This is a genomic window from Pseudomonas sp. fls2-241-R2A-110, assembly GCF_030209165.1.
Classification (GTDB): domain Bacteria; phylum Pseudomonadota; class Gammaproteobacteria; order Pseudomonadales; family Pseudomonadaceae; genus Aquipseudomonas.
Map to the genome: position 1 here is coordinate 136,839 of NZ_JARVSN010000010.1, position 26,052 is coordinate 162,890.

At 60.2% G+C, this 26,052-nt stretch carries 22 protein-coding genes and 1 pseudogene; 13 read left to right on the forward strand and 10 right to left on the reverse strand.

Going from position 1 to position 26,052, the window contains the following annotated elements; all coding sequences use genetic code 11:
- The 5 genes from glmS (at nt 1) to QRN31_RS08875 (ending at nt 6,476) form a co-directional block, all read left to right on the forward strand.
- Nucleotides 1-1,833 carry a glutamine--fructose-6-phosphate transaminase (isomerizing) gene (glmS, locus tag QRN31_RS08855; protein ID WP_285431504.1) on the forward strand — a complete coding sequence of 611 codons (1,833 nt, stop codon included), beginning with the start codon at nt 1-3 and terminating at the stop codon, nt 1,831-1,833.
- 78 nt (nt 1,834-1,911) lie between these two features.
- Nucleotides 1,912-2,814 carry a LysR family transcriptional regulator gene (locus QRN31_RS08860; protein ID WP_285431505.1) on the forward strand — a complete coding sequence of 301 codons (903 nt, stop codon included), beginning with the start codon at nt 1,912-1,914 and terminating at the stop codon, nt 2,812-2,814.
- Nucleotides 2,815-2,939: 125 nt separating this feature from the next.
- Nucleotides 2,940-3,566, forward strand: coding sequence for a glutathione S-transferase family protein (locus QRN31_RS08865; protein WP_285431506.1), 627 nt, complete (start codon nt 2,940-2,942; stop codon nt 3,564-3,566).
- 63 nt (nt 3,567-3,629) lie between these two features.
- Nucleotides 3,630-5,660 carry a pyridoxamine 5'-phosphate oxidase family protein gene (locus QRN31_RS08870; RefSeq protein ID WP_285431507.1) on the forward strand — a complete coding sequence of 677 codons (2,031 nt, stop codon included), beginning with the start codon at nt 3,630-3,632 and terminating at the stop codon, nt 5,658-5,660.
- A 426-nt stretch (nt 5,661-6,086) separates the two neighbouring features.
- Nucleotides 6,087-6,476 carry a DUF6124 family protein gene (locus tag QRN31_RS08875; protein WP_285431508.1) on the forward strand — a complete coding sequence of 130 codons (390 nt, stop codon included), beginning with the start codon at nt 6,087-6,089 and terminating at the stop codon, nt 6,474-6,476.
- Nucleotides 6,477-6,575: 99 nt separating this feature from the next.
- Here the strand turns inward: QRN31_RS08875 and QRN31_RS08880 are convergent, their stop codons facing one another.
- The 8 genes and pseudogenes from QRN31_RS08880 to QRN31_RS08915 all read right to left on the reverse strand — a co-directional run bounded on the left by QRN31_RS08880 (nt 6,576) and on the right by QRN31_RS08915 (nt 14,060).
- Entirely contained in the window at nt 6,576-7,706 is a 1,131-nt protein-coding gene (locus QRN31_RS08880) for a glycosyltransferase family 4 protein (RefSeq protein ID WP_285431509.1), read from the reverse strand.
- Complete coding sequence (locus QRN31_RS08885) at nt 7,707-8,837, reverse strand: glycosyltransferase family 4 protein (RefSeq protein WP_285431511.1); 1,131 nt, start codon at nt 8,835-8,837, stop codon at nt 7,707-7,709. It lies immediately after the preceding gene.
- Nucleotides 8,821-10,185: a glycosyltransferase family 4 protein gene (locus tag QRN31_RS08890; RefSeq protein ID WP_285431513.1), complete on the reverse strand. Its 1,365-nt coding sequence runs from the start codon at nt 10,183-10,185 to the stop codon at nt 8,821-8,823. The genes QRN31_RS08885 and QRN31_RS08890 overlap by 17 nt, the downstream gene beginning before the upstream one ends.
- Nucleotides 10,182-10,298, reverse strand: a pseudogene (locus QRN31_RS08895) (hypothetical protein); the annotation flags it as partial. The gene QRN31_RS08890 and the pseudogene QRN31_RS08895, both read right to left, overlap by 4 nt.
- A gap of 2 nt (nt 10,299-10,300) precedes the next feature.
- Nucleotides 10,301-11,743 carry a mannose-1-phosphate guanylyltransferase/mannose-6-phosphate isomerase gene (locus tag QRN31_RS08900; RefSeq protein ID WP_285431514.1) on the reverse strand — a complete coding sequence of 481 codons (1,443 nt, stop codon included), beginning with the start codon at nt 11,741-11,743 and terminating at the stop codon, nt 10,301-10,303.
- A 3-nt stretch (nt 11,744-11,746) separates the two neighbouring features.
- Nucleotides 11,747-12,718: a GDP-mannose 4,6-dehydratase gene (gene gmd / locus QRN31_RS08905; protein ID WP_109626923.1), complete on the reverse strand. Its 972-nt coding sequence runs from the start codon at nt 12,716-12,718 to the stop codon at nt 11,747-11,749.
- Nucleotides 12,715-13,629 carry a GDP-mannose 4,6-dehydratase gene (locus tag QRN31_RS08910; protein ID WP_285431515.1) on the reverse strand — a complete coding sequence of 305 codons (915 nt, stop codon included), beginning with the start codon at nt 13,627-13,629 and terminating at the stop codon, nt 12,715-12,717. Before QRN31_RS08910 ends, gmd begins: the two co-directional genes overlap by 4 nt.
- A gap of 215 nt (nt 13,630-13,844) precedes the next feature.
- A complete protein-coding gene (locus tag QRN31_RS08915; protein WP_285431517.1) occupies nt 13,845-14,060 on the reverse strand; it encodes a hypothetical protein in 216 nt (71 codons plus the stop codon).
- Here QRN31_RS08915 and QRN31_RS08920 point away from each other — a divergent pair.
- From QRN31_RS08920 to QRN31_RS08950, 7 genes are read left to right on the forward strand one after another with little or no spacing between them, the layout of a single operon-like run.
- On the forward strand, nt 14,059-15,624 hold the full coding sequence (locus tag QRN31_RS08920; protein WP_285431518.1) for a glycosyltransferase: 1,566 nt from the start codon (nt 14,059-14,061) through the stop codon (nt 15,622-15,624). The two genes, QRN31_RS08915 and QRN31_RS08920, sit on opposite strands and share 2 nt — an antisense overlap.
- Complete coding sequence (locus tag QRN31_RS08925; RefSeq protein ID WP_285431519.1) at nt 15,618-16,913, forward strand: glycosyltransferase; 1,296 nt, start codon at nt 15,618-15,620, stop codon at nt 16,911-16,913. The genes QRN31_RS08920 and QRN31_RS08925 overlap by 7 nt, the downstream gene beginning before the upstream one ends.
- On the forward strand, nt 16,910-17,797 hold the full coding sequence (locus QRN31_RS08930) for a class I SAM-dependent methyltransferase (protein WP_285431520.1): 888 nt from the start codon (nt 16,910-16,912) through the stop codon (nt 17,795-17,797). The genes QRN31_RS08925 and QRN31_RS08930 overlap by 4 nt, the downstream gene beginning before the upstream one ends.
- Nucleotides 17,794-18,951 carry an acyltransferase family protein gene (locus QRN31_RS08935; protein ID WP_285431522.1) on the forward strand — a complete coding sequence of 386 codons (1,158 nt, stop codon included), beginning with the start codon at nt 17,794-17,796 and terminating at the stop codon, nt 18,949-18,951. Before QRN31_RS08930 ends, QRN31_RS08935 begins: the two co-directional genes overlap by 4 nt.
- Nucleotides 18,945-19,763: a class I SAM-dependent methyltransferase gene (locus tag QRN31_RS08940; RefSeq protein ID WP_285431524.1), complete on the forward strand. Its 819-nt coding sequence runs from the start codon at nt 18,945-18,947 to the stop codon at nt 19,761-19,763. Before QRN31_RS08935 ends, QRN31_RS08940 begins: the two co-directional genes overlap by 7 nt.
- Before the next feature lie 55 nt (nt 19,764-19,818).
- A complete protein-coding gene (locus QRN31_RS08945) occupies nt 19,819-21,012 on the forward strand; it encodes a DUF3142 domain-containing protein (RefSeq protein ID WP_285431526.1) in 1,194 nt (397 codons plus the stop codon).
- Nucleotides 20,999-23,134, forward strand: a complete 2,136-nt coding sequence (locus tag QRN31_RS08950; RefSeq protein WP_285431528.1) for a hypothetical protein — start codon at nt 20,999-21,001, stop codon at nt 23,132-23,134. Before QRN31_RS08945 ends, QRN31_RS08950 begins: the two co-directional genes overlap by 14 nt.
- A 3-nt stretch (nt 23,135-23,137) precedes the next feature.
- On the opposite strand, the gene QRN31_RS08955 is transcribed toward QRN31_RS08950, so the two are convergent.
- Nucleotides 23,138-23,767: a LysE family translocator gene (locus QRN31_RS08955; RefSeq protein ID WP_285431529.1), complete on the reverse strand. Its 630-nt coding sequence runs from the start codon at nt 23,765-23,767 to the stop codon at nt 23,138-23,140.
- Between the two features lie 145 nt (nt 23,768-23,912).
- On the opposite strand from QRN31_RS08955, the gene QRN31_RS08960 reads away from it, so the two are divergent.
- The gene (locus QRN31_RS08960) at nt 23,913-24,386 is read left to right on the forward strand and encodes an Lrp/AsnC family transcriptional regulator (protein WP_285431530.1); all 474 of its coding nucleotides are present in this window, start codon (nt 23,913-23,915) and stop codon (nt 24,384-24,386) included.
- A 139-nt stretch (nt 24,387-24,525) separates the two neighbouring features.
- Here the strand turns inward: QRN31_RS08960 and lpdA are convergent, their stop codons facing one another.
- Complete coding sequence (lpdA, locus tag QRN31_RS08965) at nt 24,526-25,926, reverse strand: dihydrolipoyl dehydrogenase (protein WP_285431531.1); 1,401 nt, start codon at nt 25,924-25,926, stop codon at nt 24,526-24,528.
- Nucleotides 25,927-26,052 lie beyond the last annotated feature (126 nt).

The window sequence follows — 26,052 nt, forward strand, 5'->3', positions numbered from 1 at the left end:
ATGTGTGGAATTGTCGGCGCAGTTGCAGAACGTAATATCACCGCCATCCTGCTCGAAGGCCTCAAGCGACTGGAATACCGTGGCTATGACAGCGCCGGTGTGGCGGTTTTCACCAACGATGAAAAGCTCGAACGCACGCGTCGTCCGGGCAAGGTTAGCGAACTGGAACTTGCCCTCGAAGCCGAACCGCTGGTCGGTCGTCTCGGCATCGCCCATACCCGTTGGGCCACTCACGGCGCACCCTGCGAGCGCAACGCACACCCGCATTTCTCCGGCGATCTGGCGGTGGTGCACAACGGCATCATCGAAAACCACGAAGCCTTGCGTGAACAGCTGAAAGCCTTGGGTTATGTGTTCACCTCGGACACCGACACCGAAGTGATCGCCCACCTGCTGAACCACAAACTCAAGGACCTGCATGACCTGACTGTGGCCCTCAAGGCCACCGTCAAAGAACTGCACGGTGCTTACGGCCTGGCCGTGATCAGTGCTCATCAACCTGATCGTCTGGTCGCAGCCCGCAGCGGCAGCCCGTTGGTGATTGGTCTCGGCCTGGGTGAGAACTTCCTGGCGTCCGACCAACTGGCCCTGCGTCAGGTCACTGACCGTTTCATGTACCTGGAAGAAGGCGATATCGCAGAAATTCGCCGCGATAGCGTGCACATCTGGGACGTTAACGGCCAAGCCGTCGAGCGAGAAACCGTTCAGTATCGCGATGGCGCCGAAGCTGCCGACAAGGGCGAGTTCCGCCACTTCATGCTCAAGGAAATCCACGAGCAACCAGCCGTGGTTCAACGCACCCTCGAAGGTCGTCTGAGCCCCAACGGCGTTCTGGTACAGGCTTTCGGCCCACAGGCGGCCGAGCTGTTCGCCAAAGTGCGCAACGTGCAAATCGTTGCCTGTGGCACCAGCTACCACGCCGGTATGGTTGCCCGTTACTGGCTCGAAGAACTGGCCGGTATCCCGTGCCAGGTCGAAGTTGCCAGTGAGTTCCGCTACCGCAAAGTCGTGGTGCAGCCAGACACGCTGTTCGTCACCATTTCCCAGTCCGGCGAAACCGCCGACACCCTGGCCGCGCTGCGCAACGCCAAGGAGCTGGGCTTCCTCGCCAGCCTGGCGATCTGCAACGTGGGCATCAGCTCGCTGGTGCGTGAGTCCGACCTGACCCTGCTGACCCAAGCCGGTCGCGAAATCGGCGTGGCCTCGACCAAAGCCTTCACCACTCAACTGGTCGGCCTGCTATTGCTGACCCTTTCCCTGGGTCAGGTTCGCGGCACATTGTCCAAGGATGTCGAAGCCACCCTGGTCGAAGAACTGCGTCGTCTGCCAGCCCGCTTGGGCGAGGCTCTGGCCATGGACGGCACCGTGGAGAAAATCGCCGAGCTTTTCGCCGAGAAGAACCACACCCTGTTCCTCGGCCGTGGCGCGCAATTCCCGGTGGCAATGGAAGGGGCCTTGAAACTCAAGGAAATCTCCTACATCCACGCCGAAGCCTACCCAGCGGGCGAACTCAAGCACGGCCCGTTGGCACTTGTGGATAACGACATGCCAGTGGTCACCGTGGCGCCGAACAACGAACTGCTGGAGAAGCTCAAGTCCAACCTCCAGGAAGTCCGCGCCCGTGGCGGCCAACTGATCGTCTTCGCAGACGAGCAGGCAGGCATGACCAACGGCGAAGGCACCCACGTTGTGCACATGCCGCACATCCACGACATCCTGTCGCCGATCCTCTACACCATCCCGCTGCAGTTGCTGTCGTATTACGTCGCCGTGTTGAAAGGCACAGACGTTGACCAGCCGCGCAACCTGGCGAAATCGGTGACTGTGGAATAAGTTATCCACAGGTGATCGAACATTAAAAATCGCAGCCTCTGGTTGCGATTTTTTTTATCTGAATACAGGACAAGCGCCATGGACCGATTCCAGGAAATGCAAGTCTTCGCCGCCGTCGCCAAGGAGCAAGGTTTCTCGGCGGCGGCGCGGCTTTTGGGGATGTCGGCGGCGAGTGTCACTCGGGCCGTGGCGGCGCTGGAGAAGCGCATTGGCACTCAGTTACTGACGCGCACCACCCGCAGCGTGTATTTGAGCGAAGCGGGTCAGCGTTTTCTGGAGGATTGTCGGAGAATTCTTTCCGAGGTGCAGGAAGCTGAGGATTCGGCAGCCGGAAGTCATGCCCAGCCCCGTGGGCAACTGACTATTACGGCGCCTGTGTTGTTCGGTGATTTGTTCGTCACGCCAGTCATGGTCGGTTACCTGACCCAATTTCCTGACGTCAGCATCAACGCTCTGCTGGTCGACCGGGTGGTGAGTATGGTTGAGGAGGGCGTCGATGTGGCGGTGCGCATCGGCGAGCTGCCGGACAGCAATCAACATGCAATCCGGGTCGGCGAAGTGCGGCGGGTGATTTGCGCTTCTCCGCAATTCCTGAAAGCCCATGGTCGGCCTCGGCATCCTGCCGAATTGAGCGCAGCGCCGATCATTGCTACCTCCTCCATCGGGCAGCTCAGGAGCTGGCCGTTCCTTGAGGCGGGGGAGCCGATCAGCGTTCGTTCAGAACCGCGTCTTGTGGTCACCGCCAATCAGGCCGCTATCACAGCCGCCGCCATGGGCCTTGGGCTGACCCGAGTGCTGTCGTATCAAGTCGCGAGCAAGGTTGCCGCGGGTGAGCTGGAAATCGTGTTGGCTGACTTCGAACTGCCGCCATTGCCCATTCATGTGGTCTATCAGGGCGGACGCAAGGCCCCCGTGCGGGTCCGTAGTTTTGTCGACTTCGTGGTGAAGGCGCTGCGCGAACACCCGGCGCTGCAGGGCTAAAGGGTTATTGCGCTGGATGAAATAATTGATTGCGTTTGCTGGTTATTCTGTTGTTTCGGTTGTAGGTGGAAGATAGCTCCAATTGGCGCCGACCTAAACGGCGCCACCCACCAGCGGAGCCGACCATGCAAGCCATCAAACTCTACAACTTCCCACGTTCCGGCCATGCTCACCGTGCGCAGTTGATGTTGTCCCTACTGCAGCTGCCAACCGAGCTGATCTTTGTCGATCTGCCCAAAGGCGCGCACAAGCAGCCGGATTACCTGGCGATCAACCCGTTCGGTCAAGTCCCGGCGATTGATGATCAAGGGGTGGTGCTGGCCGATTCCAACGCGATCCTGGTCTACCTGGCACTCAAATACGGCAACGGGCGGTGGTTGCCCACCGATCCGGTCGGTGCGGCCAGCGTTCAGCGCTGGTTGTCGATCACCGCCGGGCCGATTGCCTACAGCGTTGCCCGAGCACGACTGATCACGGTGTTCGGCGCGTCCTACAATGCTGAAGAAGTCATCGCCAACGCCCACGCCGTGCTCAAAGTGATCGATCAGGAATTGGCCGCTACGCAATACCTCGTCGGCAATGAGCCAACCATCGCCGATGTCTCGGCCTACAGTTATATCGCCCATGCGCCGGAAGGCAATGTGTCGCTGGACGACTACGCCAACATCCGGGCGTGGCTGGCGCGAGTTGAAGCGTTGCCAGGATTTGTCGGCATGCCGCGCACCATCGCCGGCCTGCAAAAAACTGCCTGATGCTCACGGCCCGACTCAGTCGGGCTGCTCACATTGCGCGATCAGCGCAGGGGAGAAACCGTTATGGAACGTTCACCTTGGCACACTGGCGAGAAACAATTGCAGGCTCACGTGGGTGTTGCCGAGCGAATGGACGTCGTAGGTCGTAAGGTGATTCGCAGCGAGATGCCGGATCAACACCGCACGTTCTATCAGCAACTGCCGTTCATGCTGTACGGCGCGGTCGATGCCGATGGCAATCCTTGGGCCAGTATTCTTGAAGGGCCGCCAGGTTTTGCTCATTCCCCGCAGCCTGCGTTGTTGCAGTTCGACAGCCTGCCTGGCAGCGACGATCCTGCGCAGTTGCAAGAAGGCGCGGCGATTGGCCTGCTGGGCATCGAACTGCACACTCGGCGTCGCAACCGTCTCAATGGCCGGGTTGGCGCTGTGACGGCAAGTGGCTTCGGGGTGGCAGTCGAGCAATCGTTCGGCAATTGCCCGCAGTACATTCAGCTGCGCCAGTTCCGCTCGGTGCCCTTGGCGGACCCGTCGACCCGTGTCGCGCAGCACCTCAATGCGCTGGATGAAGCGGCCACCGCGATGATCGCCGGCGCCGATACCTTCTTTGTCGCCAGCTACGTGGACGTCGATGGTCAACGCTCGGTGGATGTTTCTCACCGGGGTGGCCAGGCCGGTTTTGTCCAGGTAGAAGGCAATCGCCTGACCATTCCGGATTTTGCCGGCAACCTGTTCTTCAATACCTTGGGCAACCTGCTGATCAACCCGCGTGCGGGTTTGCTGTTTATTGATTTCAATTCGGGCGACTTGCTGCAGCTCAGCGGTCGCGCGCAGGTCATTCTCGAAGGCCCGCAAGTCGAAGCCTTTCAAGGGGCCGAGCGGTTGTGGACGTTCGAGGTGGAGCGCGTGGTGCGCCGGCCCGCCGCACTGGCTTTGCGCTGGCGCTTTGACGGCGTGTCGCCCACCAGTTTGCTGACCGGCACGTGGGCGCAGGCGAACGCGCGGCTGCAAGCCAAGGCCCTGGGCGACAGCTGGCGGCCGTTGCGAGTGGTGCGCATCGAGCAGGAAAGCCACGCCATCCGTTCGATCTATCTGGAGCCCAGCGACGGCGCGGGGTTGCCGCTGTTTCAGGCTGGGCAGCATTTGCCGTTGAGGTTCAACATTGGGGGCGATGTGCATATCCGCACGTACAGCCTGTCGAGCGCCCCCTCCGATGACTTTTTCCGCATCAGTGTGAAACGTGACGGGTTGGTGTCTTCGCACCTGCATGAGCACGTTCGCGTCGGCGATGTGCTGGAAGCTCGCGCGCCTCAAGGGCATTTCACCGTGGCACCGCATGAGCGTCGGCCACTGGTGCTACTGGCCGCCGGTGTTGGCATCACGCCGTTGCTGTCGATGGTGCGCGAGGTGGTTTATCAAGGTTTGCGCACCCGGCGCATTCGGCCGACGTGGTTTTTCCAGAGCTCGCGAACCTTGGCCGATCAGCCGTTTCGCCCGGAGCTGGATCGCTTGCTCGACGGCCTCGGCGACTCGGTACACGTGATGCGATTGCTCAGTCAGCCCGAACCTGATGCCCGCGAGGGTGAAGATTTCGACCTGACCGGGCGGATCGACGCCGACCTGATGAAGACCGTTCTCGAAGTGGACGACTACGATCAGGTGGATTTTGTCCTGTGCGGGCCGGGCAGTTTTACCCAAGGGATGTACGACAGCCTGCGCAGTCTGGACATCCGCGACGCGAGGATTCATGCCGAAACCTTTGGCCCCTCGACATTGCGTCGGACGCCGGACCCGGATGCCATTGTCATCGAGCAACCACCGGCCGCCACTGTTTCGGTCCCCGTCGTGTTCCAGCGCTCGGCCAAAGAGGCACGCTGGCAGCCCGAGGGCGGCAGTTTGCTGGAGCTGGCGGAAAGCCGCGGATTGCGCCCGGAATTCAGCTGCCGCGGCGGATCTTGCGGCACCTGTAAAACGCGGCTGATCAGCGGCGCAGTGAATTATCCACAGCCCCCGGCGGAAGTGCCTGAGGCGGGAGAGGTACTGATTTGTTGCGCGGTGCCGGCGCAGGGTTCGCAGCCGTTGGTGTTGGATTTGTGACCTATCGGGAATGCACAGGAGATCCCTTGTGGGAGTGAGTTGGCTCGCGATAGCGGTGTGTGAGCCAACTTCAATGTTGAATGTTAAACAGCCTTCGCGAGCAAGCTCGCTCCCACATTGAGGTCGATATTGGCCTGAAATTTACTGCGAACGTCCTACAAACTTGAGCGTTCCTGGGGATGATTCCGACATGTTCTGGCGGTTGTCGTGTCGGAAGTCGGGAGGATAGGCTTCGCGGCTCACTGCAAATTCAGTGATCGGGTTTGGTCGCCCAGGTTTAGAATGGCGCACGTTTGTGCTTGCTTCATGGCGAGCTGTGCGTGGGAGGGCTTAGGCTCTGCCGGGTTCCATTCCCTGGTCGACCAACCCGCGTACGGTTCGCCTCCCTTCTGCTTGGTCGCAGTGTTGGCGAACTCCAGTCCTCGAATGGAGCTTCACCATGATAAAAGAACCCCCAATCCCCCCGAATCCGACGACGTTTCCCCCTACGAATCTGCCGACTCCAAAAAATTCAACGACGCCGCCGAACGCGCGCTGGATCACTACCTCAACCCTGCAGCTCTCAAGTCACCGGCCAACCGCAAACCGAGCACCATGTTTCTGGTTGCGCTGGATATCAAAGACGAAGACCTGTTGGCCCACACCTGTGAATCGTTGGCCCAGGCCAGCGTGATGGCGAGTGATTTTGCGGGGTATCTGGAAGGGCCGCATCGGCATACGGCGATGGCGATTCAACAAATTGTCATGCTGGCTGAGCTGGCGGTGAATCGGATGCTGGATAACGTGGCCGTACCAAAATCTACGCCACACAGCTGATCCTCTGTGGGAGTGAGTTGGCTCGCGATAGCGGAGTGTCAGCCAACTTCAATGTTGAATGTTAAACAGCCTTCGCGAGCAAGCCCGCTCCCACATTAGTCACGCATAGGACAGGGATTTTTCTTCCAGCAGTTCCTCGTACAACTCGGTCCACTTGCGGCCCATTTCATCGGCTGTGAACAACTGCCGATAACGCGCCTCAGCCTTTGCGCCCATTTGCGCCGCACGTGCCGGGTTTTCCCACAGCGTGCGCATGGCTTCACGGAAGGCCTGCGGTTGACTCGGTGGGACCACCAGCCCGGTTTCGTTGTGGATATTGATGTAGCTGGTGCCGGTGCCGATTTCGCTGGATATCATCGGTTTGCCGTACATCGCGCCTTCGAGCAGCGAGATGCCAAACGCTTCGGAGCGTAGATGCGAGGGAAACACGATGGCGTAGCTCAGTTGCAGCAGCGCCACTTTGTCCTCATCACCCAGGCGCCCGAGGAAGTGAATATTGCGCAAACCCAAGGCCGCGGCCTGTGCATGCAGTTCCAATTCCAGTGGGCCGGCTCCCACGATGACCACTGGATAATCCAGGTCCTTGAGCGCGTCGAGCAGGATGTGCAAACCCTTGTAGTAGCGCATCACACCCACAAACAGGAAAAACTTATCCCCAACCTGTTGCCGCCAGTGAGCCATACGCTCGCTGTCGGGCTGTGGATAACCTACCTTGTTCAGGCCATAGGGGATAACCCGGGTCTTGGCCTGGAACTGTTGCAGAACATCGCTGGTGTGCAAGTAGTTGGGCGAGGCGGCGACGATCCGGTCGGCGCTTGCCAGGAACCGGTTCATCAGAGGTCGATAAAGCTTGAGCAGGTGCTTCTGGCGAATGATGTCCGAGTGGTACGTCACCACGCTCGGTTTTTTGATACCGCTGGCGAAGTGCACCAGGTCCATGAACGGCCAAGGGAAGTGGTAATTGACCACATCGGCTTCAGCGGCCATTTCGCGAAACTGCTTGAAGACGCTCCAGGAAAACCCCGTGGAAGCAAACTGAATATCGAGTTTGGCCCGGTGAACCTCGTGTTGCCCGAGTCTAACCACCGGCGGTGTGGGATCGGCACTGAGTGTCAAAACCTGGCTTTCAACGCCATGCTGGGCACCGCTTTCGCAGAGCTGGAAGATGACTTGCTCAATGCCGCCAACGGAGTCAGGCAGGTACGTCTTGAAAAAATGGAGTACTCGCATTCAACCTCCTAGTGCCTGGCGATAGGCGCTGGCCGTAATACTGGCGCAGCGCTCCCAGGTAAAAAGCCTTGCCTGTTGCAATCCGGCTTCCCGACATGCCTGCCAATGCGCTTGATCGTCGATCAGATGGGTCATTGCCTCGCGCAAGCCGTCTGGATCGTCAGGTTCGATATAGTTGCCCGCAGCCTCTGCCACTTCCGGCATGGCCGAACGCCGGGTGAGGATTACCGGCGTGCCGCTGGCCATCGCTTCCAGAACCGGTAAGCCAAAGCCTTCGTAAAGCGACGGAAAAATCAGCGCCCGGGCACCGGCCAACAGCTGCGCGACTTGCTCGTCGGGCAGGTAACCCAGCAGGCAGACATTCCCGGTAGCGAGCGCCCGCTGCAGTTCTTCGCTGAACTGGTCATGCTGCCAACCTGCCATGCCGACAATCAGCAGCGGAAAACGCTGGCGGATTGCCTCGGGCAACCTTGCATGAGCGCGCAGGGCCAGTGTCAGGTTCTTGCGTGGCTCCAGGGTGCCGACGCAGAGGAAGTACTCCCGCGCCTCGACGCCATGAGCCTTGAGCACCGCGTCGATGGCCCCCGGCTCGCGGGGATGAAAACGCGACGCCACGCCCAATGGCGCAACAACAAACCGTTCTGCTGGCAAGCCGAAATGCTGTTGCGCTTCGTCAGCGATGTACTGCGAGTCGGTGAGAATCAGGCTCGCCCGTTGCACGCCGTCAGCGAGTCGCCGTTCGATCTCTCGCAAGCGCGCGGGCGGTTGCGTCTCGGGGTAATGCAGGTGGGTCAGGTCATGCAAGGTAATGACAGTCGGGCCGTCGAACGACAGTGGCCACAAACTCGGTTCGTGGTAGAGGTCGATGGAGTGCGTGCGCCCCTGATCGAAGCGTTTCTGCTCCAGCCAGCGGCGTGCTTGATAGGCCCCGGGAATCTTGCGCAGCAACGGTGTCAGTCGTGAATAACCGGGCATGGCTGCCTCAGGCAGCACAGAACTCCAGCCCCAGCCGTGGAACAGTGCCAGTTCGACATCGGGTTCAGCGACAAGGGCGCTAGCGAGTTCAGCGACGTAATGGCCTATGCCGGTGCGCGGCCCCTGGAGGATCCTGGCGTTAAGGGCAATTCGCATGTTGCCTCTCTGGCACGGCCGGCTCTTGCAGATTGCGCAGGGTGCGTTCGGCCAATTGCGCACTGGCTTCACGCCAGCCGATCCACTGCCAATCCGCGACGTTGCGCACGGCCGGAAATTGCCCGGTGCGTTCGAACTCCATGACCAGGTCCGCCAGGCTTTGTGGCTCTTCCAGATCAAAGTACGCCATGAACTCGCCACCGATTTCACGGAAGATCGGAATGTCACTGCCCATGGCCGGCAAACCGCGTTGCATCGCTTCGACCAGTGGCAGGCCGAAGCCTTCGACCCAGGACGGAAACACCAGCGCGCTGGCGTGGGAGTAGGCGTGTTCGAGACTGGTGTCGCTCAGGTCATTGAACATGAACAGGCGTTTGTTCAGCTCGGCGTGATTGCGCACACGGGCGAGCAGGGCGTCGCATTTCCAGCCAATACGCCCGGCGATGCACAAACGGGCGCTGGAACCTGATGCCCAGGCGCGTTCAAAAGCGTCGAGCAGGTAATCGTGGTTTTTGCGCGGTTCGATGGTGCTGACCATCAGAAACACTGGATCTTGCGTTTTGAACAGCCGGGCCAGGCGTGGCTCGACCGCGGCGCTGACTTCGCTCAGGTCCAGTTCGGAGCCGAGGTGAAAATAGTCGAACCACAGTCTGCCGGTTTTGTCCGGGCCAAGGCGTCGCTGCACTTCGTCATGCACCTGATCGCGTACCGTGGCGGAGATCGCGACATAGCCGTCGGCGATTTGGGTGATCCAGTTGAACCACTCGGTAAAAACCTGCACCAGCCGCGTGTCATAGAACTGCGGATGTGTCAGCGGAATGAGGTCGTAGATCACCGAAACGATGCCCACGCCTTCGCGTTTGAGCTGTTCGGCAAACGGGAAGAAATCGCTGTGCCAGGAGGAGTCGAGCAACACCAACTGGTCGCCCGCCTGATGCTGCAAGGGCGAGCAGCGTTTGGGCAGTTGATATTGGTTGATGCCCTCGATCAGACGCAATGGAATGCTGAAACAGGAGACCGCCGTGACGCGGTAGGCCACGTGCAGCAAGCGCTTGATTACTCGCGAGTTGCTGCGGTTGTGCAAGCGTTGGTGCATTTGCCAGAAACGATGAGCGAGCCGTCCGAGGCGCCCGCCAAAGGTCATCAGCCCATCGTAAAACGGAATGTTCAACGCACCCAGTTTCAGCACTCGATAGAGTTTGCCGTTGAGCATCACCACTGGGATGCACTCCACACCGTCGACACGCTCCGGCAGCTGATTGATGACGTTGCGCACCACTCGCTGAATGCCCGAATTGACTTTGGGGTGCTGGAATACGTGGGTGCATTCCACCAGAAGACGCGTCATGGCCTGCCCTCAGAAACAATTGATTCGGCAGAGTGGGTGATGGTGGTTTTCGCCCCCAGCCACGAGCAACCGACGAAGTTTTCATGACGGTTGTTGATCACATGGAACACCAAGGTCAAACCGTCCTGCCGTATTGGTCTTCGAAGCGAACGATATCGTCCTCTCCCAGGTATTCGCCGCTTTGCACTTCAATGATCACCAGGTCGATCACGCCCGGGTTTTCCAGGCGATGCTTGTGACCGGCGGCAATGAACGTTGATTCGTTCTTGGCCACCAGATGGGTGCCGGTGCCGTTGTTGGTGACCTTGGCCATGCCTTCGACGACTACCCAGTGTTCATTGCGGTGGTGGTGCATTTGCAGCGACAGCTTGCCGCCGGGCTTGACCACGATGCGCTTGATCTTGAAGCGCGGGCCTTCCTCGAGCACGGTGTAGGTGCCCCAAGGTCGACTGACCGTGCGGTGCAGGCGATAGGCCTCGTGTTTCTTGTCCTTGAGCTGCTTGGCCACTCGGCGCACATCCTGCGCGCGATCGGCATGGGCGACCAGCACCGCGTCGGCGGTGTCGATGATGATCAAGTTATCCACACCCACCGCCGCCACCAGCCGGTCTTCGCTCTGGACAAAGTTATTGTGGCTGTCGATGAACACCGCATCGCCGCTGGCGCGGTTGTTTTGCGCATCCGCCGGCACCAGCGCGGCCACCGCACCCCAGGAGCCGATATCGCTCCAGTCGAATCCGGCGGGCACCACGACCACCTTGTCGGAGCATTCCATCAAGGCGTAGTCGATGGAAATGTCGGTGATCTCGGCGAACAGCTCTGGGGATAATTCCTGCTGCAGACACCCGGCTGTTTCCACCGGGGCGCTGGCTGCCATGCAGGTTCGCGTCTGCTCAAGCAGTTCGGGGGCGTGGAGTTGCAACTCGGCCAGCACGGTGGCGACCGAGAAGCAGAACATGCCCGAGTTCCACAGGAATTTGCCGCTTTCCAGGTAATGCGTAGCGGTTTGCAGGTCAGGTTTTTCGACGAAGCGTTGCACCCTGGCCGCGCCTTTTTCGTCCAGTGCCGCGCCGGTTTCGATGTAGCCGAAACCGGTCTCCGGGGCAGTCGGTACCACGCCAAACGTCACCAGGAACCCATCCTTGGCCAGCGCCACAGCGTGTTCGACCGCTGACTTCAAGGCCTCTTCATTGCGGATCAAATGGTCGGCGGGCATGACCACCATGATCGCTTCGTCGCCGTGCAAGGCTTGCAGCGACAGGGCGGCGGCCGCGATGGCCGGGGCCGTGTTGCGGCCGGTCGGCTCAAGCAGAAAGTGTCCGCGATGACGATTGAGCTGCGCCTCCTGATAGTGATCCTTGCTCTGAAAGTAGTACTCACGATTCGTCACCGTGACGATATCGCCCCAGCCATCAAGCAGCCCGGCCGCACGCCGATACGTCTTGCCCAGCAGCGACTGGCCGTCGGGCAACATCATGAACGGCTTGGGGTGCCCTTCGCGGGACACCGGCCACAAACGAGTCCCGGCACCGCCGGAAAGGATCACTGGAATCAGCATGGCCTACTCCTTGGCGACGCGTTTCATGTCCGCGTCCATCATCATGCGGATCAAGGTATCCAGATCTGTTTTTGGCTTCCAGCCCAGTACGCGCTGGGCTTTGGCCGGGTTGCCGAGCAGCACTTCGACCTCGGCCGGTCGGAAGAACGCCGGGTCGATCTTCACGAAGTCGCGGTAGTTGAGGCCAACGTGGTCGAAGGCAATGCGGCACATTTCGCGCACCGTGGTGGTTACGCCAGTGGCGACCACGAAGTCATCAGGCTTGTCCTGTTGCAGCATCAGCCACATGGCTTCGACGTAGTCGCCGGCAAAACCCCAGTCACGTTTGGCGTCGATGTTGCCCAGGCTCAGTTCCTGCTGTTTACCCTGCTTGATGCGGGCTGCGGCGTCGGTCACTTTGCGGGTGACGAACTCGATGCCGCGCAGCGGTGATTCATGGTTGAACAAGATCCCGCTGCTGGCGTGGAGGTTGAAGCTTTCGCGGTAGTTGACGGTGATCCAGTGGCCATACAACTTGGCCACGCCGTAAGGGCTGCGCGGGTAGAACGGGGTGTTTTCGTCTTGTTGTTCGGCCTGGATCAAGCCAAACATTTCGCTGGTCGAGGCTTGGTAAAAACGAGTGTGCGGGCTGAACTGGCGGATGGCTTCGAGCAAGTGGGTCACGCCCAGCCCGTCGACAATGCCGGTGGTGACCGGTTGATCCCAGGAGGCGGCGACAAAGCTTTGCGCTGCCAGGTTGTAGATTTCGTCCGGGGCGGATTTGATCACCGCGCGTTGCACGGAGCAGGCGTCGGCCATGTCACCGTCCAGATAAACGATGTCGCCTTCGACGCCCATTTCACGCAAGCGCCAGCGCGCATCGCTGCTGCGACGAGCGACCAGACCGTGGACTTTGTAGCCCTTGTCGAGCAGCAGTTTGGCCAGATAGGCGCCGTCTTGGCCGGTGATCCCTGTGATCAGTGCACTTTTAGTCATTCTTGTCGTACTCGCTTCTCCCAGTCGGACAGGATCGCCCGCAGGGATTGTTGTGTTGTGATTTCAGGCGTCCATCCTGTGGTCTGGGTCAGCTTGGCAGAGCTGCCACAAACGCGACGCTGATCCGCGCGTCGAAGACGCGCAGGATCCTGAATCAGTTGCATGTCGACCTGGGCGAGGTCGCCTAATTGTTCGATCAGACTGCGAATGCTCTGCTCGCGCCCCGAGCAAATGTTGTAGACCTGTCCCGTCACGCCCTTTTCCAGCAGCGCCAGGTAAGCCGAAATGACGTCGCCCACATCGAGGAAATCGCGGGTGACATCGATGTCGCCCACTTCCAGTTGCGGTGCTTGCAGGCCTTGCTTGATGCGGCTGATTTGCCGCGCGGCGCTGGCAATCACGAAGCTGTCTTTCTGGCCGGTGCCGATGTGATTGAACGGGCGGGCGACCAGTACCGGCCAGCCTTCGCTCAAGCCCCATTGCAGGCTCAGGAACTCGGCTGACAGTTTGCTCACCGCATACGGATTGCGCGGGCAGGGGGGCTGGCGCTCGGTGATCGGCAGCTCTGATTCGGCAACCTGACCGTAGACATCGCCCGAGCTGACATAGAGAAAGGTGCCATTGAAGCCGCGCACCTTGAGCGCTTGTAGCAGGTTCAAGGTGCCGAGCAGGTTGATGTTCAGTGTGCGTGCCGGATCACGAAAGGCTTCGGGGACAAAGGTCTGGCCGGCCAGGTGAATGACGGCATCGGGCAACTCGGGCCACAGCCCTTCGAGGCTTTGTGGCTGGCTCAGGTCGTACCGGGAGGCGACAGGTAGAAGCTCCCATTCCGAGGCATCAGCCTTCAGGCGAGATTGGAGGTGTTGTCCTACGAATCCAGTCAGACCCGTAACGAACAGACGCTTTTTCAAACAGTCGCCCCTTGGTCATAAAACTTCGTCCATTCCCCACAGGCTCTATGGAGATGTCTGACAGACCGGGTGGATTGCTTGGTCGAAAGACAGGCGAAATATGTTGTTGTAGTTGTTTGGTAGCCAATCTGTGCCAATTGCTCGGCAATTTCAACAGGTCCCACCGTGACCGGTCAGTTCTCGTTAGCGTAGCCTGATTTTTCTCGCCGGGCGGTTCACGAATCCTCGACGGATGTGTTTAGAATGCCCCTCGTCACGATTAGCCAGGGTTCGGTCGGGTTGTTTTCAAACCCCGCGAAACGGGCCATTAAAACAAGAACGTAGACGGGCAAGAAAACGATGGACGACGACCGGCAAACACCGGATCGATCCGTGGTTTTGCCGTCATAGAGCGAGGCTGCCGGGATGGCGGTTTCATCGTGGGGTGCCATGAATTTCATTCTTTACTCGGACGTCAACGACAGCTCGATCAGCCAGAGCCTCGGTCGTCCCGAATACAGTTACTACTTCGTGCTCAAGGCCTATCGTCCTGTGCTGGAAAGCCTTGGGCGGGTGCATGTGGTGTCCTCCACCACCGAGGTCGATCCCCTCTATCGACAATTGCTGGCCGCCGGCGAAGACAGCCTGTTCCTGTCATTCACCCCGCCGCAGAAAACCCCGAACGACCTTGAGTGCCCGACGATCTGCGTGGTGGCCTGGGAGTTTGACTCGATTCCCGATGAGCAATGGGACAACGACCCGCGCCAGGACTGGACGCAAATGCTGGCGCGCCAGGGGCGCGTCATCACGCTCTCCAGCCACACCGCCCGGGCGATTCGTCGGGCCATGGGCGACGACTTCCCCGTGTTGGTTTTGCCGACCCCGTTGTGGGAAAACTTTGCGGGCATTCGTAGTCGTCACACCAGTCATCCGGTGAATGCCGGCTCGACCCTGGACATCAAGGGCTGCATTTTCGACACACGCACGCTCGGACTGTCTGCCGATCCGCTGATTCCCACACCCCCGACCGCCGAGGAAATAGCGGCGCTTGAGGCTTTGAAGCCGCCACCGCTGACGCTCAAGCGCCGTTTTGTCATTGCCCGGCACTACTTGCACATGTGGCGCCTGGACAAGGGTAAAACGCTGCCGACCCCGGTGCATCGCACGCAGTTTTTGAGCAATTGGTATTGGGAGGGTATTCGCGACTTGCTGTCGGACGCCGCTCATGCGCGCGTTGCCCAATACCTGCCGGCCATCGCCGGCCCGCAGACAATCGAAGTGCACGAGCCGCAACCGCGCCAGTGGCCGGACACGACTTCCCAGGTCGAAACCCGGGTTGATGGCGTGGTCTACGCCACCGTGTTCAACCCTCGTGACGGACGCAAAAACTGGCATCAATTGATCACCGCTTTCTGCTGGGCCTTCCGCGAAACGGACGACGCCACACTGGTGCTGAAGATTACCCAAAGCGACCTTTCGTCCTACTACGACGAGCTGATGACCTTGCTCGCGCAACTCTCGCCGTTCGCTTGCCGTGTGGTGGTGATGCACGGTTACCTGGACGATCCGCAATACGCCCGGCTCTATGAAGCCGCCAGTTATTACGTCAACGCGTCCCGCTGCGAAGGCCTGTGCCTGCCGCTGATGGAATTCATGGCCAGCGGCAAACCGGTGATCGCCCCGGACCACACCGCCATGGAGGATTACATCGATGAGCGCGTGGCGTTTGTGGTCAAGTCCAGCGAGGAGCTGACTATCTGGCCGCAGGACACCCGGATCATTTATCGCACGCTGCGTTATCGACCGGATTGGGGCTCGTTGAAAACGGCTTATGAAACCAGCTACCGAATAGCCAAGGAGCAACCGCTTGAATACCAGCGGATGTCTCGCGATGCGGTCGAGCGCATGCGCGATTACTGCGCCTTCGCCCCGGTGCAGGAACGCCTGGCGGATTTTTTCGGGCTGATGCCGCAGGCTCTGCCTACAGCGACCGTGACGGATAACGCCTCATGCTGATCATCATTCATTCGGAAACCAACCAGCACACCATTGCCCAGAACCTCGGCCGTTCCGAGTACAGCTATTACTTCGTGCTCAAGGAATATCGGCCCGTGCTGGAACAGCTGGGGCGGGTCGTGGAAGTCAGTGACCCGCAGACCGAAGTCGATGCCTTGTACCTCAACGCGCTGTCCCGTGGTGAAGACTGTGTGTTTCTGTCGTTCTCGCCACCGCATCGCACACCCGTGCACCTCGCCTGTCCGACCTTGCCGGTGTTCGCGTGGGAATTCAGCACCATTCCCAACGAGCCCTTTGCCGGTGAGCCACGCAATGACTGGCGCACGGTGTTGCAGGCGTGTGGCGCGGCGATCACTCATTCCAGCTACACCGTGAATGCCGTGCACGAGGCGATGGGCGCGGACTATCCGATCATCGCGGTTCCGGCGCCGGTGTGGGACCGGTTCTCGGCGCGTGGCGCCCAGTTGCAGCGCCAGCCAACGGCGCATCAGGTTCGATTGACGATCAAAGGCCTGGTGGCCGACAGCCGCACCCTCGATTTGCGGGCCTTTGGGCCAGAAGCGTCGCGTGAGGGCGAAGGGATCGACTTCACGGCGACACCGGGTGAGCAAGCGTTGCTGCTCGACGGCGTGATCTACACCTCGGTGTTCAACCCGGGTGACGGGCGCAAGAACTGGGAAGACATGCTTAGCGCGTTCTGCGTGACCTTCCGTGAGGTCGAGGATGCGACGCTGGTGCTCAAACTGACCCACCATGATGCCGAAGAAGCGCTGTCCGACATCCTTCATCATTTGTACAAAAACCAGTCCTATCGCTGCCGCATCGTGCTGATTCACGGCTACCTCGCGGATGCGGACTACGAGCAACTGGTGCAGGCGACCAGCTACGTGGTCAACACGTCCTACGGCGAAGGCCAATGCCTGCCGTTGATGGAATTCATGTCGTGTGGCAAACCGGCGGTGGCGCCCCGCACTACGGCGATGATCGACTACCTGGACGCCGACAATGCTTTCCTGATCGACTCGACCGAGGAACTGACGGCTTGGCCTCACGATCCGCGCCGGGCGTTCCGTACGCTGCGCTACGTCACCGACTGGACGTCATTGTGCCGCGCTTATCGGGCGAGCTATGACGTCGCCAAAAACGATGCCGGGCGCTACGCACAGATGTCCGGGCATGCGGTGGCCAGCCTCGAAAAATTCTGCAGCCAGGCGACCGCCGAGCAACGTCTGAAAGGCTTTTTTGCCCGACTGTTCGAAACCCGCGCCGTGGAAACCCCGCAGACATGATCCGCGCTCTGGTGAGACGTCTGTTCCCAGCGGCGAAACCTGAGCCGGAATCGGTGCCGGTGCTGGTGGAGCAGAACCGCGTGTCACCACGGGACGTGGGTTTGCATGACGCGGTGCTCGACGGTTGGTTCTTGGGCGACAGTGGTGAATTGCTCAAGGGTTTTGCCATCACCGCGGACGACACCCTGCTGGATGTCGGTTGCGGCGAAGGGGTTGCGACTTTGTTTGCGGTGCGTCAGGGCGCGTCGGTGATTTTCACCGACAGCGAGCACGACAAGGTCCGCGACCTGGCCCTGCAAGTGGATGCGCAGTCGGACAAGGCCAATCTCGGTCTGGTCAGCAACAGTTTGCCGCTGCCATTGGCCGACGGTTGCGCGAGCAAAGTGGTGTGCATGGAAGTGCTGGAGCACATCGATCACCCCGAGCCGTTCATGGCCGAACTGGTGCGCATGGGCCGTCCGGGGGCGTTGTATCTGCTCAGCGTTCCAGCGCCGGTGGGGGAGCATCTGCAGAAGGGCATCGCCCCCGCGAGCTACTTTCAATCGCCCAATCACGTACAGATCTTTACCTCGGAACGCTTTGCCGCAATGGTCGAGGACGCCGGTCTGGTGATCGAGCATCGCCAGGCCACCGGGTTTTTCTGGGTGATGGGCATGATTTTCTTCTGGGCCAGTGAACGGGCTGCGGGAAGGGATCTGGGTGGCGCGGTGCGTGACCGGATCCAGGCGCCGTATCCGCCGCTGATGGAGAGCTGGGCGAAAACCTGGCAGGACCTGCTGGCGCAACCGAACGGTTTGGCGATCAAGCAGATGCTCGATCAGTTCATGCCCAAGAGCCAGGTGATCATTGCGCGCAAGCCTTTGGATGCCGGGAGGGGGTCATGAGCAACGACAGACGGATCATGGACATCGAGTTGTTGCGCGGCATCGCAGTGCTCGGCGTGCTGTTCCATCACTTGCAAGACAGCCTGTTCGCCGCCCCGGTGCCTCTGTTGCAAGCGATCATCGCGTTGGGCCAGCCGTGGTGGGGCGTCGATCTGTTTTTCGCCATCTCCGGGTTCGTCATCGCACGCAGCTTGATCCCTGCTTTGCAAGGGTGCAGCACGCGCCAGGAATACTGGCAGCAAACACGTAATTTCTGGCTGCGCCGAGCGTTTCGACTGCTGCCGTCGGCCTGGTTGTGGCTGGCGCTGATGTTGCTGGCCTGCCTCTTTCTCAATCGCTCCGGGGCGTTCGGTACGTTGCACGCCAACCTGCAAGCGACCCTGGCCGGGGTCGCGCAGTACGCCAACTTCCGCTTCGCCGACAGTTTCTTTCACTATGAGTACGGCACCAGTTTCGTCTACTGGAGCCTGTCGCTGGAGGAGCAGTTCTACCTGCTGTTTCCGCTACTGATTCTGCTGTGCCGCAAGCATTTGGTCTGGGCCTTGCTGGCGCTGGTCGCGGTGCAGTTGTTCACGCTGCGCACGCCGATCCTGATGGTGATTCGCACCGACGCATTGGCACTCGGAATACTGTTGGCGATGTGGAGTGCGCAACCTTCATATCTGCGCTGGGAGCCCACATTTTTACGCCGCCCCTGGGCCGGTCTTTCGGCGCTTATCGCGTTGTCGTTGGCGCTCAGTTTCATGGCGACCGACCGTTTCACCTTTACTAATTACCGCATCGGCGCGATTGCCGTGCTGTGCGCGGCGTTGGTCTGGATCGCTTCCTACAACCGTGATTATTTGATGCCGCGCGGTGTGTTCAAGAATGTGATGACGTGGGTGGGCAGTCGCTCCTACGGGATTTACCTGATCCACATTCCTGCGTATTTGCTGGTGCGAGAATTCACCTTTCGCTTGCAGGCTGCCGGTCTGCCCAGCCCGGGCGGTCATCCGATCCTGACGCTACTGATGGCTGGCTGGCTGATCGCCTTGCTCAGTGAACTCAACTACCGCTTTATCGAAATGCCCATGCGTAACCGCGGCGCGTCGTTGGTCAAACGCCTGGGCACGTCCCGAACAGCCGCCCAAACCTCTGGAGCTACCTCATGCTGAGCCTTTTGAAGAAACTCACGGCGGGTACGCCCGCTCCCGCGCCTGTGGCGGACAAGGTCGAGAAGGTCGACCCTTACATGCTCGGCCTGCACGATGCGATGCTCAGCGGCTGGTTCAATCAGCAAACCGGCGAGCTGTTCACCGGGTTCACGGTGAGGGCTGAGGACACGCTGCTGGACGTTGGCTGCGGTGACGGCGGTAACGTGCATTTCTGCGGCATGCGCGGGGCCAAAATCATCATCGCCGACATCGATGCGGCCAAGGTTGAAGCCACCCGTCAGCGTTTGAGCGACACGCCGGCGCGTGACATCGAATGCCATGTCACCGACTGCAATCCGCTGCCGATTGCCGATGCGACCGCCACCCGCGTGGTGTCCACCGAGGTCATCGAGCATGTCGACGATCCGGCGCAGTTCCTCGCCGAACTGGTCCGCGTTGGCAAACCGGGTGCGTTGTACTTGCTCAGCGTCCCGCACCCAAGCTCCGAAGACCTGCAAAAAGACATCGCTGCCCCGGAGTATTTCCAGAAGCCCAACCACATTCGCATCATCAGCGAAGAGCAGTTCAAGGCAATGGTCAGCGACGCTGGCCTGGAAGTGCTCAGCCATAGCCAGTACGGCTTTTACTGGTCGATGTGGATGCTGTTGTTCTGGGAAGCCAAGGTCGATTTCAGCAATGCCGATCACCCGTTGCTCAACCACTGGGCCGACACCTGGCAGGCCGTTTTGGCGTCGCCCCGTGGCGCGCAGATCAAGCAGGCGCTGGACGCGGTCGTGGCGAAAAGTCAGGTGATCATCGCCCGCAAGCCCTAGCCCCCACAGGTTTTGTGTACCCTGCGACTTTGCGTTGTCAGGGACTCGGCATTTCATGTGTTTAATTCGTTTGGCGGTGGTGTTTGCCGCGTTGATGTTGCTCAACGGTTGCGAGCAAAAAATCGCACCGCCGCTCGATCAGCAACTCTATGTCTGGCAACGGCAATGGACACCGGCCCATGACGCTGCACTGAAGGACAGCCGCGCGGATTTTTCGACGTTGCGGGTGTTGGCGTTGCAGGCGTTTCCTGGGGCCGGTTGGAGTAGGGCGCGGATCAATCCGGCGCTGCTCAAGCGTGATGGTCGACCGTTGATTGCGGTGATTCGTCTCGATGGCCAGCTCAAGGCGCTGGACCAGGACGAGGTCACAGCGCAAATCCAGCAAGTGCTTGGCGATTGGCAAGGGCAGGGGCTGGTCATCTCTGGTGTGGAAATCGACCACGATGCGGGCAGCGCTCGGCTACCGGCTTATCGGGCATTTCTGACGCATCTACGCGCGGTTTTACCCGCCTCTTTACCGTTGAGTATCACTGCGCTGCCGGCATGGATCGACAGCCCTGAGTTGCCGACACTCCTGGCGACCGTCGACAGCAGCGTGTTGCAGGTGCATGCGGTCAGCGATCCGCATCGTGGCTTGTTTGATGCGGTACAGGCCGGGAAGTGGGCCAACGCCTGGAGCCGCATCACGACGAAACCCTTTTATCTGGCACTACCGGCCTATGGCGTGGCGCTGTTGCCCGGAGCCAGCGGTGCGCCGGTGGTGGAAAGTGAAGTGCCGGTCGAACGAGTCGGTAAACGCCGAGAGTTGCTCGCGGACCCCGTGCAACTGAGCACGCTTGCGGCCGAGTTGCGCGCCGATCCACCCGCGCACCTGGCCGGCCTGATCTGGTTTCGCCTGCCGCTGGCGGGGGATCGCCGGGCCTGGAGCCTGAACACGCTCAGTGCGGTGGCGCGCGGCGATGTGCTCGACAGTCGCTTGAGTTTGAAACTCAGCGCACAGGACGGCCTCTATGACATCAGCCTCAGCAATCCAGGCAACCTCGACAGCGCCTGGCCCGAACGCGTGACGCTGGCGGTTCAGGGCTGTGATGGCGCTGATGCGCTGGCCGGTTATGCATTGCAACAAAGCCCGGATCTGCTTACCTTCACCCGCCAGCGCGAGGGCCGGCTACTGGCCGGCGGGCAACGCGGCATCGGTTGGGCACGCTGCACACACATTGATCAAGGAGGTTCGAATGTTCACCCGTAACTGGCCCCGCCATTTGCTTTGCCTGAGCCTCAGTCTGCCGCTGGGTTCGGCGCTGGCCTGTGGGCCGGACTTCCCGATGCGTTTGCTGGACAACCGCGCCCAGTCGCTGGCGGAGCTGCCGGAAGGCAATTTCCAGTTCGAGATCAATCGCCTCGGCCATGCGATCGCCGGGCTGAAGAATGTCACGGCCGCCACCAACAATCCGTCCTCCGGCTACGGCGATGAGCCCAACTACGCCGATCAACGGGACCAGGCCGAGCAAGCCGGGTTGACGGTTGAACAGCAAGCTTTGGTCAAACAGTTGCGCACGCTGACCGATGCTCATCAAGTCGAGGCTCAAGGCGCGAGCCTGCCGCCTGAGCACATGCTCTACCTGGCGGGCGCTGTGGCGTTCAGCGCCGGTGATCATGGATTGGCCGCCGAGTACTTTCAGAAGGTGCTGGCATTGCCGGCGGATCAACGCCCGTTGCGCAGCACGTGGGCGGCCTACTCGTTGGGCCGGGCGCTGTTTGCCATGAACGCCGAAACGGACGCAACGCCTGACCTGCTGGCGCAGTCACGAAAGGCCTTCGAGCAGACCCGTCAGCTGAGCATTGACGGCTTCAGCGACCCGCTGGAGCTGGGTGTCGCCAGCCTCGGCGAAGAGGCCCGGGTGGCGCGCACGGCGGGTGACTGGAACAGCGCCGTCGAACTCTACGCCACGCAAAACCTCCACGGTTCGGCGGTGGGCTACACCTCGCTCAAATTGTTGATGGTTGATCTGCTGGCAATGCCTGACGATCAACTGACCGAGCTGCTCAAAGGCAAGCCGGTGCAGCAACTGGTCACGGCATCGCTGATCAGCCGCTTGGGCTGGTCATTCGGTGATCAACCGCCAAACGAACAAAAGCTGATCAAACTTCTGCAAAGCAACACGCGGGGCAGTCTGGATAACGCAGACCGACTGGCGGCGATGAATTATCAACAGGGCGATTACGCCAGCGCCAAAGCGTTCCTTGAACATGCTGGGGACGGTGGTTTGGCGTGGTGGTTGCGGGCGAAACTGGCGCTGCGCGAGGGCGATAAAAACGCGGCGGCTGCGGCGTATGCCAAGGCGGCCCAAGCCTTCCCGCAGAATGAATCCTGGGGTGAGCGACGCACGCCGGACTACGATTTTGAAAGCCTGCAGCCCAAATGCCGGGTCGAGGGTGAAAGCGCGATTCTGGCGCTGCAACGCGGCGATTACCTGCAAGCGTTCGATCAGCTCTATCACAGCCAAAGCACCTACTGGCTCGATGCCGCGACCGTTGCCGAGCGTGTGTTGACCGTCGATGAACTCAAGCACTATGTCGACACGCAGGTGCCAGCACCGCCAGCGCTGAGTCAGCAGGACCGTGACAACTACGTGCCGTTGCCGGTGGCGGCGAAACTGCGCGATTTACTTGGGCGGCGGTTACTGCGTGAAGAGCGGTATGGCGAGGCGCCGAAGTACTTCGACAGCGTGGAGTTACAACAAAAGGCGACGTGGTATGGGCAATTGCGCCACGATGCCGAATCGAAATGGTGGCCAACCAAGCGTGCATTTGCTTATTACTATGCTGCGACAGTGGCCCGTTTTGACGGAATGGAGCTGTTGGGTTACGAAATGTCACCGGATTACGCCACCTTTGGCGGCAATTACAGTCTGGAAACTCCCGAACTCAAGGTCGGCCCGCTGATGGCCCCGGGTGAAGTGCAGCGCCAGCAAGCCTCGTTGGCGCAACCAGATGAGCGTTTTCATTACCGCTTTGTAGCCACGGCCCTGGCGAGCAAAGCCGCTGATCACTTACCCCATGGCAGCCAGGCGTTTGCTTCTGTGCTGTGCAAGGCTTCGTCGTGGGGCACCAGCCTGCAAGAGCAAAGCGCCTTCTACCGTCGCTATGTTGAGGAGGGCCCTTATGTGGTTTGGGCAGGTGATTTCGGACATCAATGCCAAGAGCCGGACTTTCAAAGGGCCGATAAGCGGTATGTGACCCAGGTTACCGACGCCGCGCGCTCGGCGTTGCGCCCCTACAAAAAGCCATTGCAGATTGGCAGTGTAATAGCGGTAACGGCAGCGGCGCTGGTGGTGATCAGTCGACGCCGCCGTCGTAAAGCGAAATAAGGCTCAAGCCTGTTGAACAAAGGTCAGCCGCACGGCGAAACCAATCAACAGGCTGCCGAACAACCACTGTTGCAGGCGCTGGGCCGAGGGGCTGCGTTGCAGCCAGCGCCCCAGTGCGGCTCCGGCCAGGGCGTAGGCGCTGTCGAACAGCAAACCGACGCTGACCAGGGTCACACCCAACACTGCAAATTGCGCCAGTACTGGTCCGGCATCGGGATTGATGAACTGCGGCAGCAATACTGAGCAGAACAGGAGCGCTTTAGGGTTGAGCAGGTTGGTCAGCAACCCTCTTTGGATTGCTTCACGCCAATGGGGTTTCTCGGTGGTTGTGTCTGCACTGTTCAGGTTCGGCAGCATCGTGGTTCGCAGACATTGGATGCCGATCCACAGCAAATACGCAGCCCCCGCCAGACGCACCACATCGAAGGTCCATGGTGCGGCTTTGAACAACGCCGCCAACCCCAAGGCGGCCAACGCCACATGACAACCACGGGCAATGCCCAGGCCCACCGCCGTCGCCAACGCCGCGCCTTTACCCTGACGGGCGCCGGTCTGTAGCAGCAGAATCATGTCCGGCCCCGGCAACAAATACACCACCACCAGCGCCATGAAAAACAGCCAGAGTCCCGCCACGTTGCACCCCATTCGTTGTCGATTTGGTAGCGCCAGTCTAGGGCTCAAGCGTGGGGCAGGTGCTTGCGTTGTCCGCTTCTAAAGCATCGATATTTGGCATAACCTGCCGCTTTGTGGTGTTCAAGCCATCAGGATCTGCCAAACAATGAAACTCGACGCCTACGACCGCAAAATTCTCGCCGCGCTGCAACGGGACGGCCGCCTGAGCAACGTGCAACTGGCCGGGGAGATCGGCTTGTCTGCTTCGCCATGTTTGCGTCGGGTGCGAATGCTGGAAGAAGCCGGGGTGATTCGCGGCTATCAAGCCAATCTGGATCGTGACGAAGTGGGGCTTGGGCTGACGGTGTTTGTCGGGGTCAAGGTTGAACGCCACAACGATGAGCAGGCAGAAGCTTTTCGCTTGGCGGTGACGGCGCTGCCCGAGGTGATTTCGGCATTTCTGGTGTCAGGAGAATCGGATTTTCTGCTGCAAGTGGTGGTGCCGGATTTGCGCGGGTATGACCGGTTTCTCACCGAGCGACTGCTGAAGTTGCCGGGAGTAAGCGACATCCGCAGCAACTTCGCAATTCACACGGTGAAGACGCCGGGGGCGTTGCCGTTGGGGCATTTGCCGGCTTGAGACTCAGTCGAATCCGATCGTTCCCACGCTCTGCGTGGGAATGCAGCCCGTGACGCTCCGCGTCACAGCAAGAGCCGAACGCAGAGCGTCCGTAGAGGCATTCCCACGCAGAGCGTGCGAACGATCATCTGCTGGCTTCTTACATCTGCGTTGCCATCCCCTCCACATTCATCGCCGCCTGACGCAACGCCTCGGACCGTGTCGGATGCGGATGGCAGGTCAGCGCAATGTCTTCAGCTGACGCGCTGAACTCCATCGCCACACAATACTCGCCGATCATTTCACTGACACTCGGTCCCACCAGATGCACGCCGAGAATCTCATCCGTACGCTCATCGGCCAGCACTTTGGCGAAGCCTTCGGTCTCGTGGTTGATCTTCGCCCGGCTGTTGGCGGTGAAGGGGAACTTGCCGACCTTGTACGCGCGACCTTGCGCCTTGAGCTGCTCTTCTGTCTTGCCGACGCTGGCCAGCTCAGGCTTGGTGTAGATGACGTTGGGAATCAGGTCGTAGTTGACCTCGCCAGCCTTGCCGACGATCTGTTCGACGCAGGCCATGGCTTCATCCTCGGCCTTGTGGGCCAGCATCGGCCCGGAAGTGACATCGCCGATCACCCACACGCCCGCCGCTTCGGTGCGATGCCCCTTGTTGGCCAACATTCCGCGCTTGTCAGTGGTGAGACCGACATTTTCCAGCCCCAGGCCTTCGGTGTAAGGCCGCCGGCCGATGGCGACCAGCACGTAATCGGCTTCAATCGTTTCAGCGGCACCGCCGGCAGCGGGTTCGACGCTGAGTTGAACGCCGCTTGCCGATGGGGTGGCGCGGGTGACTTTCGAGCTCAGCTTGAAACTGATGCCCTGTTTGCTCAGCGAGCGCTGCAGGGTTTTACCCGCCTCTGCATCCACACCAGGGCAGATGCGATCGAGAAATTCGACTACGGTGACTTGGGCTCCCAGACGCCGCCACACCGAACCCAGTTCCAGGCCGATGACGCCGGCACCGATCACTACCAGGTGCTTCGGCACTTCAGCCAGTGACAGCGCACCGGTGGAATCGAGGACGCGCTTGTTATCAATCTCGACGCCGGGCAGGGGAGTGGGCTCGGAACCGGTGGCGATGATGATGTCCTTGGCGCCCAGTTCGGTCTTACCGCCCTGGTTGTCAGTCACGGTCACTTTGCCTGGCCCGTCGATATGGCCCCAGCCTTTGATCCAGTCGACCTTGTTTTTACGAAACAGAAATTCGATGCCCTTGGTCAGCCCGGCGACGCTTTCATCCTTCTGCTTCATCATCTGGGCGAGGTTGAGGGTCGGTTTGACCTCGATCCCCAGGTTGGCGAATTCGCTGCCCATGGCCGCGTCATAGAGCTCCGAGGCATGCAAAAGCGCCTTGGAGGGCATGCAGCCGACGTTCAGGCAGGTGCCGCCGAGGGTCGCGCGGCCTTCGACGCACGCCGCTTTCAACCCCAGCTGACCGGCTCGAATCGCTGCGTTATAACCACCGGGACCACCGCCCAGAATCACGACGTCGTAGGTGTTCATGGATGCACTCCTGGAAGGGGAATCGGGCTGGATAAAATAGTCTTTGAATAAAATTACGAGCGTAATATGTGCGTTTCTGACTATTTCGGTCAAGGCTTCAGGCAAGCGACAGGTCGTGCATCTTTA